The organism is Streptomyces coelicoflavus, assembly GCF_003112555.1.
Classification (GTDB): domain Bacteria; phylum Actinomycetota; class Actinomycetes; order Streptomycetales; family Streptomycetaceae; genus Streptomyces; species Streptomyces coelicoflavus.
The window spans coordinates 49,477-67,733 of sequence record NZ_BEWB01000021.1 but is presented as its reverse complement, the minus strand read 5'-3'; the positions used below and the strand labels follow the sequence as shown (position 1 = coordinate 67,733).

Annotated in this window: 13 protein-coding genes; 2 read left to right on the top strand and 11 right to left on the bottom strand. The window is 70.9% G+C overall.

Going from position 1 to position 18,257, the window contains the following annotated elements:
• Window positions 1-32: 32 nt before the first annotated feature.
• The 5 genes from Sco07f_RS37340 to Sco07f_RS37320 form a co-directional block, all read right to left on the bottom strand.
• Window positions 33-1,121 (bottom strand): branched-chain amino acid aminotransferase, encoded by a 1,089-nt coding sequence (locus Sco07f_RS37340; protein WP_108990527.1) that lies wholly within the window; start codon window positions 1,119-1,121, stop codon window positions 33-35.
• A 288-nt stretch (window positions 1,122-1,409) separates the two neighbouring features.
• Window positions 1,410-2,453 carry a 3-isopropylmalate dehydrogenase gene (locus tag Sco07f_RS37335; protein WP_108990526.1) on the bottom strand — a complete coding sequence of 348 codons (1,044 nt, stop codon included), beginning with the start codon at window positions 2,451-2,453 and terminating at the stop codon, window positions 1,410-1,412.
• A gap of 75 nt (window positions 2,454-2,528) precedes the next feature.
• Window positions 2,529-2,660 carry a hypothetical protein gene (locus Sco07f_RS41180; RefSeq protein ID WP_007444772.1) on the bottom strand — a complete coding sequence of 44 codons (132 nt, stop codon included), beginning with the start codon at window positions 2,658-2,660 and terminating at the stop codon, window positions 2,529-2,531.
• Window positions 2,661-2,968: 308 nt separating this feature from the next.
• A complete protein-coding gene (gene pruA, locus Sco07f_RS37325) occupies window positions 2,969-4,609 on the bottom strand; it encodes an L-glutamate gamma-semialdehyde dehydrogenase (protein WP_087789451.1) in 1,641 nt (546 codons plus the stop codon).
• Window positions 4,610-4,656: 47 nt separating this feature from the next.
• Window positions 4,657-5,583, bottom strand: a complete 927-nt coding sequence (locus Sco07f_RS37320) for a proline dehydrogenase family protein (RefSeq protein ID WP_087789452.1) — start codon at window positions 5,581-5,583, stop codon at window positions 4,657-4,659.
• Window positions 5,584-5,748: 165 nt separating this feature from the next.
• Between Sco07f_RS37320 and Sco07f_RS37315 the strand changes: the two genes are divergently transcribed.
• On the top strand, window positions 5,749-6,990 hold the full coding sequence (locus Sco07f_RS37315; protein ID WP_054102016.1) for a PucR family transcriptional regulator: 1,242 nt from the start codon (window positions 5,749-5,751) through the stop codon (window positions 6,988-6,990).
• On the opposite strand, the gene Sco07f_RS37310 is transcribed toward Sco07f_RS37315, so the two are convergent.
• The gene (locus tag Sco07f_RS37310) at window positions 6,971-7,561 is read right to left on the bottom strand and encodes a TetR/AcrR family transcriptional regulator (protein ID WP_108990525.1); all 591 of its coding nucleotides are present in this window, start codon (window positions 7,559-7,561) and stop codon (window positions 6,971-6,973) included. The two genes, Sco07f_RS37315 and Sco07f_RS37310, sit on opposite strands and share 20 nt — an antisense overlap.
• 84 nt (window positions 7,562-7,645) lie before the next feature.
• On the opposite strand from Sco07f_RS37310, the gene Sco07f_RS37305 reads away from it, so the two are divergent.
• The gene (locus Sco07f_RS37305; protein ID WP_174855476.1) at window positions 7,646-9,211 is read left to right on the top strand and encodes an MFS transporter; all 1,566 of its coding nucleotides are present in this window, start codon (window positions 7,646-7,648) and stop codon (window positions 9,209-9,211) included.
• A gap of 65 nt (window positions 9,212-9,276) precedes the next feature.
• On the opposite strand, the gene serA is transcribed toward Sco07f_RS37305, so the two are convergent.
• The 5 genes from serA to Sco07f_RS37280 form a co-directional block, all read right to left on the bottom strand.
• Window positions 9,277-10,866, bottom strand: coding sequence for a phosphoglycerate dehydrogenase (serA, locus tag Sco07f_RS37300; protein ID WP_007444764.1), 1,590 nt, complete (start codon window positions 10,864-10,866; stop codon window positions 9,277-9,279).
• 218 nt (window positions 10,867-11,084) lie between these two features.
• Window positions 11,085-12,083 (bottom strand): ketol-acid reductoisomerase, encoded by a 999-nt coding sequence (gene ilvC / locus Sco07f_RS37295; RefSeq protein WP_007444763.1) that lies wholly within the window; start codon window positions 12,081-12,083, stop codon window positions 11,085-11,087.
• A gap of 139 nt (window positions 12,084-12,222) precedes the next feature.
• A complete protein-coding gene (ilvN, locus tag Sco07f_RS37290; RefSeq protein WP_003973483.1) occupies window positions 12,223-12,747 on the bottom strand; it encodes an acetolactate synthase small subunit in 525 nt (174 codons plus the stop codon).
• 21 nt (window positions 12,748-12,768) lie between these two features.
• The gene (locus tag Sco07f_RS37285) at window positions 12,769-14,610 is read right to left on the bottom strand and encodes an acetolactate synthase large subunit (RefSeq protein ID WP_007444762.1); all 1,842 of its coding nucleotides are present in this window, start codon (window positions 14,608-14,610) and stop codon (window positions 12,769-12,771) included.
• A gap of 241 nt (window positions 14,611-14,851) precedes the next feature.
• Window positions 14,852-17,974, bottom strand: coding sequence for a putative bifunctional diguanylate cyclase/phosphodiesterase (locus tag Sco07f_RS37280; RefSeq protein WP_167468333.1), 3,123 nt, complete (start codon window positions 17,972-17,974; stop codon window positions 14,852-14,854).
• Window positions 17,975-18,257: the final 283 nt, after the last annotated feature.

The following is an 18,257-nucleotide window of genomic DNA, read 5'->3' as shown; positions in this document are numbered from 1 at the left end:
CCCCGGCGAGGCCCGCCCCCACGGCGGCCGCGTCAGGCCAGCGTGTGCATCCAGCCGTGCACGTCCGCGACGGTCCCCCGCTGGATGTCCAGCAGCGCGTCCCGCAGCCGCTGCGTCACCTCGCCCGTCTCGCCCCCGCTCTGCTGCCACTCGGCGCCGGACCGCTTGACCGTGCCGACCGGGGTGATCACGGCCGCGGTACCACAGGCGAAGACCTCGGTGAGGGTGCCGTTCTCCGAGTCGCGCTGCCACTGGTCGACGGAGACGCGGCCCTCCTCCGCCTCGTAGCCCAGGTCACGGGCGACGGTGAGCAGGGAGTCGCGGGTGACGCCCTCCAGGATGGAGCCGGTGAGGGTAGGCGTGATGATCTTGTTGCCGTACACGAAGTACAGGTTCATGCCGCCCAGTTCCTCGACCCACTTGCGCTCGATGGCGTCGAGGTAGCACACCTGGTCGCAGCCCTTGGTCGCCGCTTCCGCCTGCGCGAGCAGCGACGCCGCGTAGTTGCCGCCGGTCTTGGCGTCGCCCATGCCGCCGGGGACGGCACGGACGCGGTCCTCGGAGACCCAGATGGAGACCGGCTTGACGCCGCCGGGGAAGTAGGCGCCGGCCGGGGAGGCGATGACGAGGAAGAGGTACTCGTTGGCCGGCTTGACGCCCAGGCCGACCTCGGTGGCGATCATGAAGGGGCGCAGGTAGAGGGACTCCTCGCCGCCGTGCGCCGGGACCCACTTCTCGTCCTGCTTCACCAGCGCGTCACAGGCCTCGATGAAGGTGTCGACCGGAAGCTCCGGCATGCCCAGGCGGCGCGAGGAGGCCTGGAAGCGGGCGCCGTTCTTCTCCGGGCGGAAGGTGGCCACGGAGCCGTCGGGCCGGCGGTAGGCCTTCAGGCCCTCGAAGATCTCCTGCGCGTAGTGCAGGACCATGGTGGCCGGGTCGAGGGAGAGCGGGGCGTACGGCACGAGCTGGCCGTCGTGCCAGCCGCGGCCCTCGGTCCACCTGATCGTCACCATGTGGTCGGTGAAGTGGCGGCCGAACCCGGGGTTGGCCAGGATCGCCGCGCGCTCGGAGTCCGAGAGCGGGTTGGCGGAGGGCTTGAGCTCGATCGTGGGCGTCGTCATGGGTGGCTGTCCTTCACCGGTTCGTATTGTGACGGGCCGCGATCACGCCCGTACGGCCGGTGGCCGGTGCTAGGACGTCCGAGCATTCCCTCACGTCGCGGCTTCGCGTTCGATTATCCCGCACGGACTGGCGTACGGACGGACGCGTGGGCGGCGACGGGTGAAACGGGGTGAATGCGGCCCAGGGTTCGATGGTCGCACCTGGCGGACGCAGGAGAAAGCCGCCGGGTGCCTTGTTTTGGGACCCGACGGCTTCGAAACGGATTCGATCGAGTGGCGCGGCGGGTGTCAGCCGGCTACTCGTACGGCGAGCGCGTCGCCGATCTCCGAGGTGGAACGGGCGGGCAGGCCGCCGCGCTCGCCGAGGTCGGTGGAGACCGCGTCCTCGATGCGGGCCGCCTCGGCCTCGTACCCGAGGTGACGCAGCAGCAGGGCGACGGACAGGACCGTGGCGGTCGGGTCGGCCTTGCCCTGGCCGGCGATGTCGGGCGCGGAGCCGTGCACCGGCTCGAACATCGAGGGGAAGGCACCGGAGGGGTTGATGTTCCCGCTGGCGGCGACGCCGATGCCGCCGGAGACGGCCGCGGCGAGGTCGGTGATGATGTCGCCGAACAGGTTGTCGGTGACGATCACGTCGAACCGGGCCGGGTCGGTGACCAGGTAGATGGTCGCGGCGTCGACGTGGATGTAGTCGGTGGTGACCTCGGGGAACTCCTCCGCCACCTTGTTGAAGATGTTGGTCCACAGGTGGCCCGCGAAGGTCAGCACGTTGTTCTTGTGGACCAGCGTGAGCTTCTTGCGGGGGCGGGCCTGGGCGCGGGCGAAGGCGTCCCGGACGACGCGCTCGACGCCGTAGGCCGTGTTGACGGAGACCTCGGTGGCGACCTCGTGCTCGGTGCCCTTGCGGATGGTGCCGCCGTTGCCCGTGTACGGGCCCTCGGTGCCCTCGCGGACGACGACGAAGTCGATCTCGGGCTGGCCGGCGAGCGGGGTGGCGACGCCGGGCAGGAGCTTGCTCGGGCGCAGATTGACGTGGTGGTCGAAGGCGAAGCGGAGCTTGAGCAGGAAGCCGCGCTCCAGGACGCCGGACGGCACCGAGGGGTCGCCGATCGCGCCGAGCAGGATGGCGTCGTGGCCCTTGAGGGCGTCGAGGTCGGCGTCGGTGAGGGTCTCACCGGTGGCGTGGTAGCGCCGGGCGCCGAAGTCGAACTCCTTGGTCTCCAGCTTCACATCCTGCGGAAGGACGGCGGAGAGGACCTTGAGACCCTCGGCCACGACCTCCTGGCCGATGCCGTCACCGGGAATCACTGCGAGATTGAGGCTGCGAGACATGACGGCACCCTATCGCTCGTCCCACGGGATGACATGAGGCGTCCGCCATGCGGACGCCACTGTCGTCCGCGCCGCTCAGTGACCGGTGGCGCCGCCGTTGTCCCGGCGGTCGAGGGCGCGCTGGAGGGCGGCCGCGGCGTTCTTGCGGTCGGAGTCGCTGGTACGGGAGAGGTGGCGGACTCGGCGGCGGACGGTGGTCTCGGCCATGGGAATCGACTCCTTCGGCACAGCACACGGAGGTGCGGAGAAAGGGGATTGCGTAGGGCCGGAAGGGGCGGGGAGCACGGTGCCGCAGGGGTTGCCTGCACGGGCCACGGGCTCACGGCCGCCCTCGCTCGATCGAGCGGAACGTTCGGCTTCTACAAAGTTAAGGGAGCCCGCCGCGTCTGTCTGCACAATTACTCGGACTTCCTACTATCTGAGACGGTGCCCTCGCTCACACCTCCCCGACCTGCCAAAACGCCCGGCGGGCCAGGTCGGTCGACCTGGCCCGCCGGGCGGTTCGCGCGCGGGTGTCAGCCCATGTGCGGGTACGAGTAGTCGGTCGGCGCGACCAGCGTCTCCTTGATGGCGCGGGTCAGCGTCCAGCGCATCAGGTTCTGCGGGGCGCCGGCCTTGTCGTTGGTGCCGGAGGCGCGGCCGCCGCCGAAGGGCTGCTGGCCGACGACGGCACCGGTCGACTTGTCGTTGATGTAGAAGTTGCCGGCCGCGTAGCGCAGCTTCTCCATCGTGTACGCCGCCGCCGCGCGGTCGTTGGAGATGACCGAGCCGGTGAGCGCGTAGTCCGACACCGACTCCATCTGGGTCAGCATCGCGTCGTACGCGTCGTCGGCGCTGTCGTCGTACACGTGCACGGCGAGGAAGGGGCCGAAGTACTCGGTCCGGAAGACCTCGTTCTCCGGGTCGGTGCACTCGACGACGGTCGGGCGGACGAAGTAGCCGACCGAGTCGTCGTAGGAGCCGCCCGCGACGATCGTGCAGGTCTCGTCCTCCTTGGCCCGGTCGATGGCGGCCTTGTTCTTGGCGAAGGACCGCTCGTCGATGACGGCGCCGATGAAGTTCGACAGGTCGGTGACGTCACCCATGGTGAGGTAGTCGACCTCGGCGGCGAACTCCTCCTTGAACCCGTCGTTCCAGATGGACGCCGGGATGTAGGCGCGGGAGGTGGCGCTGCACTTCTGGCCCTGGTACTCGAAGGCGCCACGGGTCAGCGCGGTCTTGAGCACGGCGCGGTCGGCGCTCGGGTGGGCGACGAGGAAGTCCTTGCCGCCGGTCTCGCCGACCAGGCGCGGGTAGGTGCGGTACTTCTCGATGTTGTTGCCGACCGTCTTCCACAGGTGCTGGAAGGTCTTGGTCGAGCCGGTGAAGTGGATGCCCGCGAGGTCCCGGTGCTCCAGGGCGACCTCGGAGACCGCGATGCCGTCGCCGGTGACCAGGTTGATGACGCCCTTGGGCAGCCCGGCCTCCTCCAGGAGCTGCATGAGCAGCACGGCGGCGTGGGTCTGCGTCGGGGACGGCTTCCAGACCACCACGTTGCCCATCAGGGCCGGGGCGGTGGGCAGGTTGGCCGCGATCGCGCTGAAGTTGAACGGCGTGATCGCGTAGACGAAGCCCTCCAGCGGGCGGTGGTCCATGCGGTTCCACACGCCCTGGGAGTTGGCCGGGGGCTGCTCGGCCAGGATGTTGCGGGCGTAGTGGACGTTGAAGCGCCAGAAGTCGATCAGCTCGCAGGGGCTGTCGATCTCGGCCTGCTGGGCGGTCTTGGACTGGCCGAGCATGGTGGAGGCGGCGATGGTCTCGCGCCAGGGACCCGACAGCAGCTCGGCGGCGCGCAGGATGATCGCCGCGCGGTCGTCGAAGGACATCGCGCGCCACGCGGGGGCGGCGGCCAGGGCGGCGTCGATCGCGTCCTGGGCGTCCGCCTGCGTGGCGTTGGCGTAGGTGCCCAGGCGGGACTTGTGGTTGTGCGGCTGCACGACGTCGAAGCGCTCGCCGCCGCCCATCCGCTTCACACCGCCGATGGTGCAGGGCAGGTCGACCGGATTGTCGGCCAGCTCCTTGAGCTTGGCCTCCAGGCGGGCACGCTCCGGGGAACCGGGCGCGTAGCCGTGCACCGGCTCGTTGACGGGGGTGGGGACCTGGGTCACAGCGTCCATGAGTTCGGTAACTCCTTACTGAGCGGGTTGTGCGAGCGGGTGCGGGCTCAGCCCTTGCTGACCATCGAGCGGGCGAAGAACCGGAGGTTGGCCGGCTTCTCCGCCAGACGGCGCATGAAGTAGCCGTACCAGTCGGTGCCGTAGGCGGTGTAGACGCGCATCCGGTGGCCCTCGGCGGCCAGGCGCAGGTGCTCGTCGCCGCGGATGCCGTACAGCATCTGGAACTCGTACTCGTCGAGCTTGCGTCCGGCCGTGCGGGCCAGCTCCTGGCCGATGGAGATCAGGCGCGGGTCGTGCGACCCGATCATCGGGTAGCCCTCGCCCTCCATCAGCGTGCGCAGGATGCGGACGTACGCCTTGTCGATCTCGTGGCGCTGCTGGTACGCGACCTCTGCGGGCTCCTTGTAGGCGCCCTTCACCAACCGTACGCGAGAGCCGCTGTCGGCGAGCCGGCGCGCGTCGGCCTCGGTGCGGAAGAGGTAGGCCTGGATGACGCAGCCGGTCTGCGGGAAGTCCTTCCGCAGCTCCTCGTGGATGGCGAACATCGAGTCGAGGGTGGTGTGGTCCTCGGCGTCGAGCGTGACCGTGGTGCCGATCTCGGCCGCGGCCTCGACGACCGGGCGGACGTTGCCCAGGGCCAGCTCGTGGCCGCCGTCCAGCGCCTGGCCGAACATCGAGAGCTTGACGGACATCTCGGCGCGGGTGCCCAGCTCGAGCGGCTTGAGCCGGTCGATCAGCTCCAGGTAGGCGTCGCGGGCGGCCTCGGCCTGCGCGGGGGTGGTGATGTCCTCGCCGACGACGTCCATCGTCAGTTCCAGGCCCTGATCGGTGAGCTCCCGGACGATCGGCACGATCTGGTCGACCGTCTCGCCGGGGATGAACCGGTCGACGACCGGCTTGGTCACGGGCGCGGCCGAGACGAGACGACGCATCCGGTCGCTGCGCGACGCGGCGAGAATCACGGGACCCAGCACGGGGCACCTCCACTTACCAACCAACACAGGGGCCGCTGCCCGACGTAAGGGGAACGGCACGGAGAACCACCGTGAAATCTAAGGATGACCCCGATCGTCGGCCATCGACAGCTGTCACGCATCCGTGCCGCGGATCTCAGACAGATGTATGAAGGCCGCGCGCAAATGCGGCAGAATGCCCGGGTGACGTCCGATTCCAGAGGTTCCACAGGCACCGGTGGGACCCGTGGTGACTACCAGGAGCTGGTCGACGAGCTCTCCGAGCTGCTGGGCGCGCCCGCGACGCTGGAGAACCGCGACTTCGAGCTGATCGCCTTCGGCGCCTACGACAGCGAGGGCGACCTGGACCCCTCCGTCCTGGACCCGGTGCGCACCCGCTCGATCCTCACCCGGCGCTCCACCGCCGCGGTCCGGGCCTGGTTCGAGAGCTTCGGCATCACCCGCGCGACCGGCCCGGTCCGCATCCCGCCGACCCCCGAGGCGGGGGTGTACCGGGGGCGCACCTGTCTGCCGGTACGCCATCGGGGTGTGGTCCTCGGCTATGTCTGGCTGCTGGACACCGACCCGGGGCCGACCGAGCGGCAGCTGGCGGCGGCCATGGAGGTGACGGCGCGGATCGGGGCGCTGCTCGCCGACGAGGCGCAGCACGGCGCGGACCTGAGCCGGGAGCTGCGGGCGGTACTGACGGCCGAGCGGGACTGGCAGCGGGACATGGCCGTGGCGGAGCTGCGCAGCGCGCTGGGCGCCCGGGCCGAGACCCCGCATGCGGTGGTGTGCGTGGCGCCCTGGCCCTCGGCCGATCCCGACGACGCGCCCTCGGTCCGTACGGTGCCGGGGGCCACGGCACTGTGCACGGTGCCGTGGGGGGTCTCGGCCGTGTCGCTCGCGCTCCTGGTCCGGCTGCGCTCGGCGGAGGTGCAGACCCCGGCGACGTCGGCGGCGGGGCGGCTGCTGGAGCGGGCGGGGACGGCCACGGGCCGGGGCGGCCCGGCGGGTGGCGCCGCGGCCGGTGTCTCCGCGCCGCGCACGGGTCTCGCCGACCTGGGGGCGGCCTGGTCGGAGGCGTCGGCGGCGGCCCGGGCGGCGCGGGCGGAGGAGCGGTTCGGGCCGGTCGCGCAGTGGACGTCGATCGGGGCGTTCCGCCTGCTGACCTCGCTGCCCCCGCGCTCCGCCGACGATCCCGCCGTACGCGCCCTGCTCTCCCCCGCCCACCGCGAACTCGCCCGCACCGCGGAGGTGTACCTGGACTGCGCGGGGCAGGCCGGCCGCACCGCCGCCGAGCTGGGCGTCCACCGCCAGACGCTGTACTACCGGCTGTCCCGCGTCGAACAGCTCACGGGCCTGGACCTGGACGACGGCGAGGACCGGCTGCTGCTGCACATGGTGCTCAAGGCGCGTCGCCTGTAGCGGCCCCGATCACCCGGCGCAGGCCCTCGGTCAGCGCGTCGGCGTCGGGTGCGCTCTGCGGGTCGAAGGTCCACTGGGCGATGAGACCGGTCATCAGGGTGACGTAGAACGTGCCCAGGGTGTCCGTCGTCTCGTCCGTGACGTCCTCCTCCCTGCCGCCCATGAGCAGGGGGATGATGCCGCGTCCGGCCTCGCGCTGGGCGCGGCCGAGGTGGTCGCGCAGCTCGGGCATCCGGTCGCCCATGACCAGCACTTCCATGCTGAGGCGCCAGATGGAGCCGGGCTCCCGCATGGTGCCGATGATGTTGGACCACACCTGCTGGAACCGCTCGACCGAGCCCGGTTCCGTGTCGTCCAGCGCGGGGCCCTCCCCCTCGAAGGCGCCCCCCATCGCCTCGATCAGCTCGATGTACGCCTGGGCGAGCAGGACGTCCTTCGACCCGTAGTGGTAGCCGATGGACGCCAGGTTGGTGCCCGACTCCTTGACGATGTCCCGCGCGGTCGTGCGCGCGAACCCCTTGTCCAGCAGGCAGCGCTTGGCGCCCTCGAGCAGATCCTCACGGTGTCCCATGCCGACACCTTACCCAGCCACCCATACGCATGTATTAAACGGCCGTTCTAGACAAGCGTTTAAGACGTGCGTACAGTCCCGGTCATGACAACGATCCCGTCCCGGGCCGGTCGCCGTGAGTGGACCGCGCTGGGCGTACTGATGCTTCCGCTGCTGCTGGTCTCGATGGACGTCTCCGTCCTCTACTTCGCGATCCCCCAGATCAGCGCCGACCTCGACCCCAGCGGCACCCAGCAGCTGTGGATCTTCGACATCTACGGCTTCGTCCTGGCCGGTCTGCTGATGACGATGGGCTCGCTGGGTGACCGCATCGGCCGGCGCAGGCTCCTCCTCATCGGCGCGGTGGCCTTCGGCGCCGCCTCCGTGCTCGCCGCCTACGCGCACACCGCCGAGACGCTGATCGCGGCCCGCGCGGTCCTCGGCATCGGCGGCGCCACCCTGATGCCGTCGACGATGGCGCTGGTCCGCACGATGTTCACCGACCCCGCCCAGCGGGCGAAGGCGATCGGACTGTGGTCCGGGGTGATGACGGCCGGGATCGCGCTCGGCTCGGTGATGAGCGGCGTCCTCGTGGAGCACTTCTGGTGGGGCTCGGTCTTCCTGGTCAACCTGCCCGCGATGGCCCTGCTGCTGGTCCTCGGCCCGGTGCTGCTCCCCGAGTCGAAGAGCCCGTCCCCCGGCCGCTTCGACTGGCTGAGCGTCCCGCTGTCGATGGCGGCGGTCCTCCCCGTGGTCTACGGCCTCAAGGAGCTGCCCTCGGAGGGCTGGAACGTCCGCTACGTCGTCTCGATCACCGTCGGTCTGCTCTTCGCGGCGCTGTTCGTGCACCGCCAGCGCACCTCGGCATCGCCGATGATCTCGCCCGCCCTCTTCCGCGGGCACGGTTTCACCCCGGCACTGGTCCTCAACACCCTGTCGGCCTTCGGGATGCTGGGCTCGGCGTACTTCACCACCCAGTACCTCCAGTCGGTCCTGGGCAAGAGCGCGCTGGAGGCCGCGCTGTGGAGCCTGCTGCCGTCGGTGCTCATCGGCGCCGCCGCACCGGTCGCCGCCCAACTGGCCCAGCGCGGTGTCGAGCGCGCGTACCTCGTGACGGCCGGATTCGCCGTCGCGGCGGGCGGCTACGGGCTCCTCGCCCTGGCCGGTACGGACTCGCTGTGGCTGGTGCTGGCCGCGTGCGGCGTCCTCGCCGCCGGCATCGTCGTGGTGATGTCCCAGCTCACCGACCTGGCCCTCGGCTCGGCGCCGGTCGAGAAGGCGGGCGCGGCCTCCTCACTGCTGGAGACCGGCACCGAGTTCGGCGGCGCCCTGGGCATGGCCACCCTCGGTTCCATCGGTACGGCCCTCTACCGCCACGGTGTTCCCTCGGACGCGCCCGAACCGGCGCAGGAGACGCTGGGCGGCGCGCTGTCCGTCGCCGCCGGACTTCCCGGGCGCGCGGGAGACGCCCTGGCCACGGCGGCACGCGAGGCGTTCACCGACGGAATGCGGGGCGCCGCTGCGGCGGGGGCGCTGCTGCTCCTCGGGGCGGCGGCGCTGGCGGCACTGGGGCTGCGCAACATCCGGGTGCGGCCGGAGGCGGAAACGGCAAACGCCGGAGAGGCTGACCGACTCAGCCCGCTTGGGGGTGCCCCCTCTGGGGGAGTTTGAGCACGAGGCCCGTTCAGGGCCGTGAGCGGGGGTCCCGGGGGCGGCAGCCCCCGGGCACGGCCGCCTCAGACGAGGTTGACGGACCGGGCGGACGTCGCGCCGATCTCCGCCGAGACCTCCGCCAGCACCCCGGCGGGCACCGTGTCGTCGACGGTCAGCACGGCCAGCGCCTCGCCGCCGACCGTCGCGCGGGCGACCTGCATGCCGGCGATGTTGAGACCCGCCTCGCCGATGATCCGGCCGACGGTGCCGACGACGCCGGGACGGTCCTCGTAGCGCAGGACGACCATGTGGTCGGCGAGGGCGAGGTCCACGTCGTACTCGCCGATGGCGACGATCTTCTGCAGGTGCTTCGGGCCGGCCAGCGTGCCGGAGACCGACACCTCCTCGCCGTCCGAGAGGGTGCCGCGCACGATGACGACGTTGCGGTGCTCCGGCGACTCCGAGCTGGTGGTCAGCCGGACCTCGACGCCGCGCTCCTGGGCGAACAGCGGGGCGTTGACGTACGACACCGTCTCGTCGACGACGTCCTCGAAGACGCCCTTGAGGGCGGACAGCTCCAGCACCTTCACGTCGTGCTGGGTGATCTCGCCGTAGACCTCGACGTCGAGGCGGACGGCGACCTCACCGGCGAGCGCGGTGAAGATGCGGCCGAGGCGCTCGGCGAGCGGCAGGCCCGGCTTGACGTCCTCGGCGATGACGCCGCCCTGGACGTTGACCGCGTCGGGGACCAGCTCACCGGCGAGGGCGAGGCGGACCGACTTGGCGACGGCGATGCCGGCCTTCTCCTGGGCCTCGTCGGTGGAGGCGCCGAGGTGCGGGGTGCAGACCACCTGGTCGAACTCGAACAGCGGCGAGTCGGTGCACGGCTCCTTGGCGTACACGTCGAGGCCGGCGCCGGCGACGCGGCCCTCCTTGAGCGCCGAGTACAGCGCCTCCTCGTCGACGATGCCGCCGCGCGCGGCGTTGACGATGCGGACGCTCGGCTTGACCTTGCGCAGCGCCTCGTCGCCGATCAGGCCGAGGGTCTCGGGGGTCTTGGGCAGGTGGACGGTGATGAAGTCGGAGACCTCGAGCAGCTCGTCGAGGGACAGCACCTTGACGCCCATCTGCGCGGCCCGCGCGGGCTGCACGTAGGGGTCGTAGGCGACGACCTTCATGCCGAAGGCCGACATGCGCTGCGCGACGAGCGCGCCGATGCGGCCGAGGCCGACGACGCCGAGGGTCTTCTCGGCCAGCTCGACGCCGGTGTACTTGCTGCGCTTCCACTCGCCGTTCTTGAGCGCGGCGTTGGCCTGCGGGATGTTGCGGGCGGTGGCGACGATCAGGCCGCAGGCCAGCTCGGCGGCGGTGACGATGTTGGAGGTCGGGGCGTTGACCACCATCACGCCGGCCTTGGTGGCGGCGGAGACGTCGACGTTGTCCAGGCCGACACCGGCGCGGGCGACGACCTTGAGCTTCTTGGCGGCGGCCACGGCCTCGGCGTCGACCTTGGTGGCGGAGCGGACCAGGATCGCGTCCACGTCGGCGATGGCGGGGAGCAGTTCGGCCCGGTCCGCGCCGTTGCACTGGCGGATCTCGAAGTCGGGGCCGAGCGCGTCCACGGTCGCGGGCGACAGCTCTTCGGCGATGAGTACGACGGGTTTCGAGCTCACGTGAGTCCTCACAAGTCCAATGCGGACGGCCGTCCCGACGGCCGCATGCGGAGGGTTGCTAGCCGCGTGGAAGACGCACGACGCTGTGGGCCTGACGCGTATGTGTTCAGCAGTCTAGTGGCGTGGCGGGCAGTGTCCTGCGCCTCTGCGGAAGCATCACCCGGAAGTGGATCCCGTGGGGGTGCCCGGCGCGCCGGGCACCCCCACGGGGCAAAGACCTATGCCTCTTCGTCGACCCAGCTCATGAGCTTGCGCAGCTCCTTGCCGGTGGTCTCCAGGAGGTGCTCGGAGTCCTGCTTCTTGTACTCGTTGTACTTCTTCAGACCGCCGTGGTACTCGTCCATCCAGTTCTTGGCGAAGGTGCCGTCCTGGATCTCGGCGAGGACCTTCTTCATCTCGGCCTTGGTGGCGTCGGTGATGATCCGCGGGCCGGTGACGTAGTCGCCCCACTCGGCGGTCTCGGAGATCGACCAGCGCATCTTCTCCAGGCCGCCCTCGTACATGAGGTCCACGATCAGCTTCAGCTCGTGCAGGCACTCGAAGTAGGCGATCTCCGGCTGGTAGCCGGCCTCGGTCAGGGTCTCGAAGCCCGCCTTGACCAGCGCGGCCGTGCCACCGCACAGGACGGCCTGCTCGCCGAAGAGGTCGGTCTCGGTCTCCTCGGTGAAGGTCGTCTTGATGACGCCGGCGCGGGTGCCGCCGATGCCCTTCGCGTACGACAGGGCCAGCGCGAAGCCGTTGCCCGTGGCGTCCTGCTCGACGGCGGCGATGCAGGGAACGCCGCGGCCCTCCTCGTACTGACGGCGCACCAGGTGGCCCGGGCCCTTGGGGGCGACCATGCAGACGTCCACGCCGGCCGGGGGCTTGATGAAGCCGTAGCGGATGTTCAGGCCGTGGCCGAAGAACAGCGCGTCGCCGTCCTTCAGGTTGTCCTTGATGTCCTTCTCGTAGACCTCGGCCTGGATCGGGTCCGGGACCAGGATCATGATGACGTCGGCCTCGGCGGCGGCCTCGGACGGGCTCACCACGCGCAGGCCCTGCTCCTCGGCCTTGGCCTTGGACTTGGAGCCCTCGTGCAGACCGACGCGCACGTCGACACCGGAGTCGCGCAGCGACAGGGCGTGGGCGTGGCCCTGGCTGCCGTACCCGATGACCGCGACCTTGCGGCCCTGGATGATGGACAGGTCGGCGTCGGCGTCGTAGAACAGCTCGGCCACTGGGTTATCTCCTTGTGTGCAGGTGTTGCGTCCCACCGTATGCCGGTGGGGGGAGGCGAAGTTTCGGGGTCTCGGAATGCGGGCGGCCGGCGGTGTACCCGGCCGCCCGTTTCCGTCGTGGTGCGGACCGTTTCCGTTGTTACGCGGACCGGTCGAGTGCGCGCAGCGAGCGGTCCGTGATCGAACGGGCGCCGCGGCCGATGGCGATCGTGCCGGACTGGACGAGCTCCTTGATGCCGTACGGTTCCAGCATCCGGAGCATGGCGGTCAGCTTGTCGCTGCTCCCGGTGGCCTCGATGGTGACGGCCTCCGGGGAGACGTCGACGGTCTTGGCACGGAACAGCTGGACGATCTCGACGATCTGGGAGCGCGTCTCGTTGTCGGAGCGCACCTTCACCAGAACGAGTTCGCGCTGGACGGCCTGGGTGGGCTCCAGCTCGACGATCTTGAGCACGTTGACCAGCTTGTTGAGCTGCTTGGTGACCTGCTCGAGCGGGAAGTCCTCGACGCTCACCACGATGGTGATGCGGGAGATGTCGGGGTGCTCGGTGACGCCGACGGCGAGCGAGTCGATGTTGAAGCCGCGGCGGGAGAAGAGGGCGGTGATCCGCGCCAGGACGCCGGGGGTGTTCTCCACCAGGACGGAGAGCGTGTGCTTGGACATGGTCTCTTCGGTCTCTCTCGCTCAGTCGTCTTCGTTGTCGCCGAAGTCGGGGCGGACGTCCCGGGCGGCCATGATCTCGTCGTTGGAGGTGCCGGCGGCGACCATCGGCCACACCATCGCGTCCTCGTGGACGATGAAGTCGACGACGACGGGGCGGTCGTTGATCGAGTTGGCCTCCTCGATCACCTTGTCGAGGTCGGCGGGGTCCTCGCAGCGGATGGCGTAGCAGCCCATGGCCTCCGACAGCTTCACGAAGTCGGGGACGCGGGTGCCGCGGGCCTGAGGGTTGACGTCGTCGGGGCCGGAGTGCAGCACCGTGTTGGAGTACCGCTGGTTGTAGAACAGGGTCTGCCACTGGCGGACCATCCCGAGGGCGCCGTTGTTGATGACGGCGACCTTGATGGGGATGTTGTTCAGGGCGCAGGTGGTCAGTTCCTGGTTGGTCATCTGGAAACAGCCGTCGCCGTCGATCGCCCAGACGGTGCGGTCGGGCATGCCGGCCTGGGCACCCATGGCGGCCGGGACGGCGTAGCCCATCGTTCCGGCGCCGCCGGAGTTCAGCCAGGTGGCGGGCTTGTCGTACTGCACGAAGTGCGCGGCCCACATCTGGTGCTGGCCGACGCCGGCCGCGAAGATCGTGCCCTCGGGCGCCAGCTGTCCGACGCGCTCGATGACCTGCTGCGGGGAGAGCGAGCCGTCCTCGGGCTGGTCGTAGCCCAGGGGGTAGGTGTCGCGCCAGCGGCTCAGGTCCTTCCACCAGGAGCCGTAGTCGCCCTTGTTGCCCTCGTCGTGCTCCTTCTGGACGGCCTGCACGAGGTCGGCGATGACCTCGCGGGCGTCGCCGACGATCGGCACGTCGGCGGCGCGGTTCTTGCCGATCTCGGCCGGGTCGATGTCGGCGTGGACGATCTTGGCGTGCGGGGCGAAGCTGTCCAGCTTGCCGGTGACGCGGTCGTCGAAACGGGCTCCGAGGGCGACGATCAGGTCGGCCTTCTGCAGCGCGGTGACGGCGGTGACCGCACCGTGCATGCCCGGCATTCCCACGTGCAGCGGGTGGCTGTCGGGGAACGCGCCGAGCGCCATCAGGGTGGTGGTGACGGGCGCTCCGGTGAGTTCGGCGAGGACCTTCAGCTCGGCGGTGGCCTTCGCCTTGAGGACACCTCCGCCGACGTAGAGCACGGGGCGCTTGGCGGCGGTGATGAGCTTGGCCGCCTCGCGGATCTGCTTGGCGTGCGGCTTGGTGACCGGGCGGTAGCCGGGCAGGTCCATGACCGGGGGCCAGGAGAAGGTGGTCTTCTTCTGGAGGATGTCCTTGGGGATGTCGACCAGGACGGGGCCGGGACGGCCGGTCGAGGCGATGTGGAACGCCTGCGCGATCACCCGGGGGATGTCCTCCGCCTTGGTGACCAGGAAGCTGTGCTTGGTGATCGGCATGGTGATGCCGACGATGTCCGCCTCCTGGAAGGCATCCGTGCCGATCGCGGAGGAGACCACCTGCCCGGTGATCGCGACCAGCGGCACGGAGTCCAGGTTGGCGTCGGCGATCGGGGTGACCAGGTTGGTGGCCCCGGGGCCCGAGGTCGCCATGCAGACGCCGACCTTGCCGGTGGCCTGGGCGTAGCCCGTGGCCGCGTGGCCGGCGCCCTGCTCGTGACGGACCAGGACGTGGCGCACCCTGGTGGAGTCCATCAGCGGGTCGTAGGCCGGAAGGATCGTGCCACCGGGGATGCCGAATACGGTGTCGGCGCCGACCTCCTCGAGAGAGCGAATGAGGGACTGCGCACCCGTGACGTGCTCGGGGGCGGACTGTCCTCCGGATCGGGGCCGGGGCTGCGGGTGAGCCCCGGTGGCCTGCTCGGTCATCGGCGTTCTCTTCTCGATGCTGAGGGTTTTTGCGAGGTTTGGGCGATCTGTGCTGCTGCTCGGCAGGTGCCTGTGCAACAAAAAACCCCTCGTGCCATAAGGCAAGCGAGGGGAGCGCGTCGGTGTGGGTCGCGGGGAGTCCGGGTCGGTCCGGACGTCACCAGCTTCAGCCGACGCGCTTTCCAAGTACGAGAATTCGGGTGCGCATGGCACTGACCTTCCCTCCGGCGCACACTCACTGTCAAGTGGGTGGGACGGGAGTCTCATTATGTGAGCGCAGCGCCGTGCCACCACTCAGGACGGCCGGCAGCCCGGAGGCCACACCGCCGGCCACCTGGCCCGCGCCGGGACCGCCGACGCCCTTGGTGAACACCCCGGCACCGCCGCCCGCGAAGGCCGGTTCGGCCGGGCCGTGCGGCACCGGGTAGTGGCCGGTTCCGAGCGCTCTGCGCAGCCGGTACTCGTCCAGCGCCCCGGAGAACGCCATGCCCTGTCCGTGCGTGCAGCCCATCGCGCGCAGGGCGACGATCTGCTCGGGCAGGTCGACGCCGTCGGCGACGGACTTCAGCCCGAGGTCGGTGGCGATGCGCAGCAGACCGCTGGTGATCTTGTGCAGCCGCGCGGACTCCACGACGCCCTCGATCAGACCGCGGTCCAGCTTGAGGACGTCCACCGGCAGCCGCCGCAGCGCGGTGATCGCCGCGTAGCCGCTGCCGAAGCCGTCCAGCGCGATCCGGACCCCGACCCTGCGCAGGGCGTTCAGCCGGCGGTCCAGCTCGTCGAGGCCGACCCGTGGGTCGATGTCCGACAGCTCGATCACAAGAGCGCCCGGGGGCAGCCCGTGCCGGGTCAGCAGGGCCTCGACGGAGCCCAGCGGCATGGAGCGGTCCAGCAGGCGGCGGGCGCCGATGCGTATGGCCACGGTCACGGAGAGCCCGGCCGCCGCGCGTTCGGCGGCCTGCTCGACGGCCTCGCGGAGTACCCAGCGGTCCAGTTCGGCGGTTCTGTCGCCGTCCTCGGACACCCGCAGGAACTCGGCGGGGGTGAACAGCACGCCCTGCGAGGAGCGCCACCGCGCCTGGGCGCAGACCGACGTGATCCGGCCGTCCGTCAGGGAGACCACCGGCTGGTGCAGCAGCGCGAACTCCCCGTCGTGCAGCGCGGCCCGCAGGCGCGTGGCCAGCTCGGCCTTGCGTACGACGTCCTGCTGCATCTGCGGCCGGTACAGCTCGACGCGTCCCTTGCCGCCCGCCTTGGCCCGGTACATGGCGAGGTCGGCGTTGCGCAGCAACTCACCGGCACCGAGGCCCGGTTCGGCGAAGGCGACGCCGATGGAGGCGTTGACCCGGACCTCGTTGCCGTCGATGAGGTAGGGCTGGGAGAGGGTCAGCCGGAGCCGGTCGGCCAGCTCCCGGATGTGGCCCTCGCGGGCGGCCCGGTCCCGGGCGCCGTCCCCGACGATCAGGGCCGCGAACTCGTCGCCGCCCAGTCTGGAGGCGGTGTCCCCCTTGCGGACGGCCTCGTGGAGTCTGCGGGCGGCCTGGACGAGCAGCTCGTCCCCGGCCTGGTGCCCGATGGTGTCGTTGACGCCCTTGAAGCCGTCGAGGTCGATGAAGAGCACCGCCGTGCCGCGCAGGGCGGCACCCCGGTCGGAGGCGCGGCGGCCGGAGAGGGCCTGCTGGACGCGCCGGGTGAACAGGGCGCGGTTGGGCAGGTCGGTGAGCGGGTCGTGTTCGGCGTTGTGCTGGAGCTGCGCCTGGAGGCGCACTCTTTCGGTGACGTCCCGGCTGTTGAAGATGAGGCCGCCGTGGTGCCGGTTGACCGTCGACTCGACGTTGAGCCAGCCTCCCTCGCCGGAGCGGAAGCGGCACTCGATGCGTGTGGTGGGTTCCTCGACCGGGCTGGCGGCGAGGAACCGGCGCACCTCGTGCACCACGCACCCGAGGTCCTCGGGGTGGATGAGCCCGGCCAGTTCGCTGCCCACCAGTTCCTCCGCCGGGCGTCCGTAGACACCGGCGGCGGCCGGGGAGACGTAGCGGAGGATGCCGTTGGGCGCGGCGATCATGATGACGTCGCTCGAACCCTGGACCAGGGAGCGGAAGTGGTTCTCCTTCTGGGCCAGTTCCTGGGTGAGGACGATGTTGTCGAGCAGCATGATGCCCTGCCGGACGACGAGCGCGAGCACCACGGTGCCGCCGGTCAGGAGCACGACGCGGTCGACGCTGCGGCCGTTGAGCACGTTGTAGAGGATACCCAGGGTGCAGACGGCGGCCGCGAGGTACGGCGTGAGCGCGGCCAGGGATCCGGCGATGGGCCGGGCGGCCGGGTAGCGGCCCCGCTCGCCGCCCTGTCCCGGTCCGGGCAGGGAAGGGGACGTGGAAGGGGACGTGGAAGGGGACGTGGCGGACGGTACGGAGGGCGGCGTGGGCTGATGGCCGGTGCCGCGCTGCCCGGGCACGTGTTCGCGCACCACGCGGGTGTGCCCGCCGGAGCCCTGCTCGTCCGGCGCCCGCCGTCCGTGCCGGGAGGCGGCCCAGGGTGCGTAGGCGAGCAGCAGGGAGCCGGCGAACCAGCCCGCGTCGAGCAACTGCCCGGAGCGGTAGCTGTTGTGCAGCAGCGGTGAGGTGAACAGGGCGTCGCACATCACCGTCAGGGCGAGCGCGCCGATGGCCGTGTTGACGGCGGACCTGCACACGGGCGACCGCCTGAAGTGCAGCGCGAGCACCATGCTGACCAGGGCGATGTCGAGCAGCGGGTACGCCACCGAGAGCGCGGCGTGCGCCACGCTGGATCCGCCCTCGGCCTTCGCCGCCTGGGCGAGCGCCAGACTCCAGGCCAGGGTCAGCAGCGAACCGCCGATCAGCCAGGCGTCCAGGCCCAGGCAGATCCAGCCGGCCTTGGTCACCGGCCGCTTGGCCAGCACGAGGAGTCCCACGATGGCGGGCGGGGCGAAGCACAGGAAGAACAGGTCCGCGTAGCTGGGGCTGGGCACCGGCACCCGCAGCACCACCTCGTACCACCCCCAGACCAGGTTGCCCAGGGACGCCATCGCCGAGGAGAGGGCGAAGAGCAGCCAGGCCGGTCGGAAGCGGACGCGGCGTCCGCGGGCGTAGAGGAAGCAGGAGACGGCGGCGGCGGCCGCGGCGGCGCTCAGCCCGAAGTCGCCCATGATCTTGGCGACGTACTCGGAGCCCCAGCCGAACGCGGCGCCGACGGCGTAGCCCGCGCAGACCAGGGCCAGCACGAGCTGGCGGACGAGGGGCGTCGGGCCGGCGGCGGCCGACGACCGGGGCAGCAGCGGTCCGGGCGGGGCCTGGCCACCGCGCAGCGCTCCGTCCAGCGTGGGCACGGGGGGCGGACTCACCGCGGCCTCCCGGTCCGCACCGCTCCCGCTTCCCGTGTGCACCGGCACCGGTGGGCCGGCCACTCCTGCCGTGCGCGCGCGCCCGGACGGCGCGGGTGGGGGCGGCGCCGGCCGGGGTGGCCGTGCCGGCCCCGTCCGCGCGCGGTCGTGGCGGTCGTGCGCCAGGGTCGCCGGCGGCGGCTCCGCCGCGTCGGATCGTTGGTCCATAGGCCGTGCATCGCCCGTCGCCCCCCTCACAGTCTGAGATGTCCATCCCCGGCGCCGAACGGTGCGCGGCGCGTCC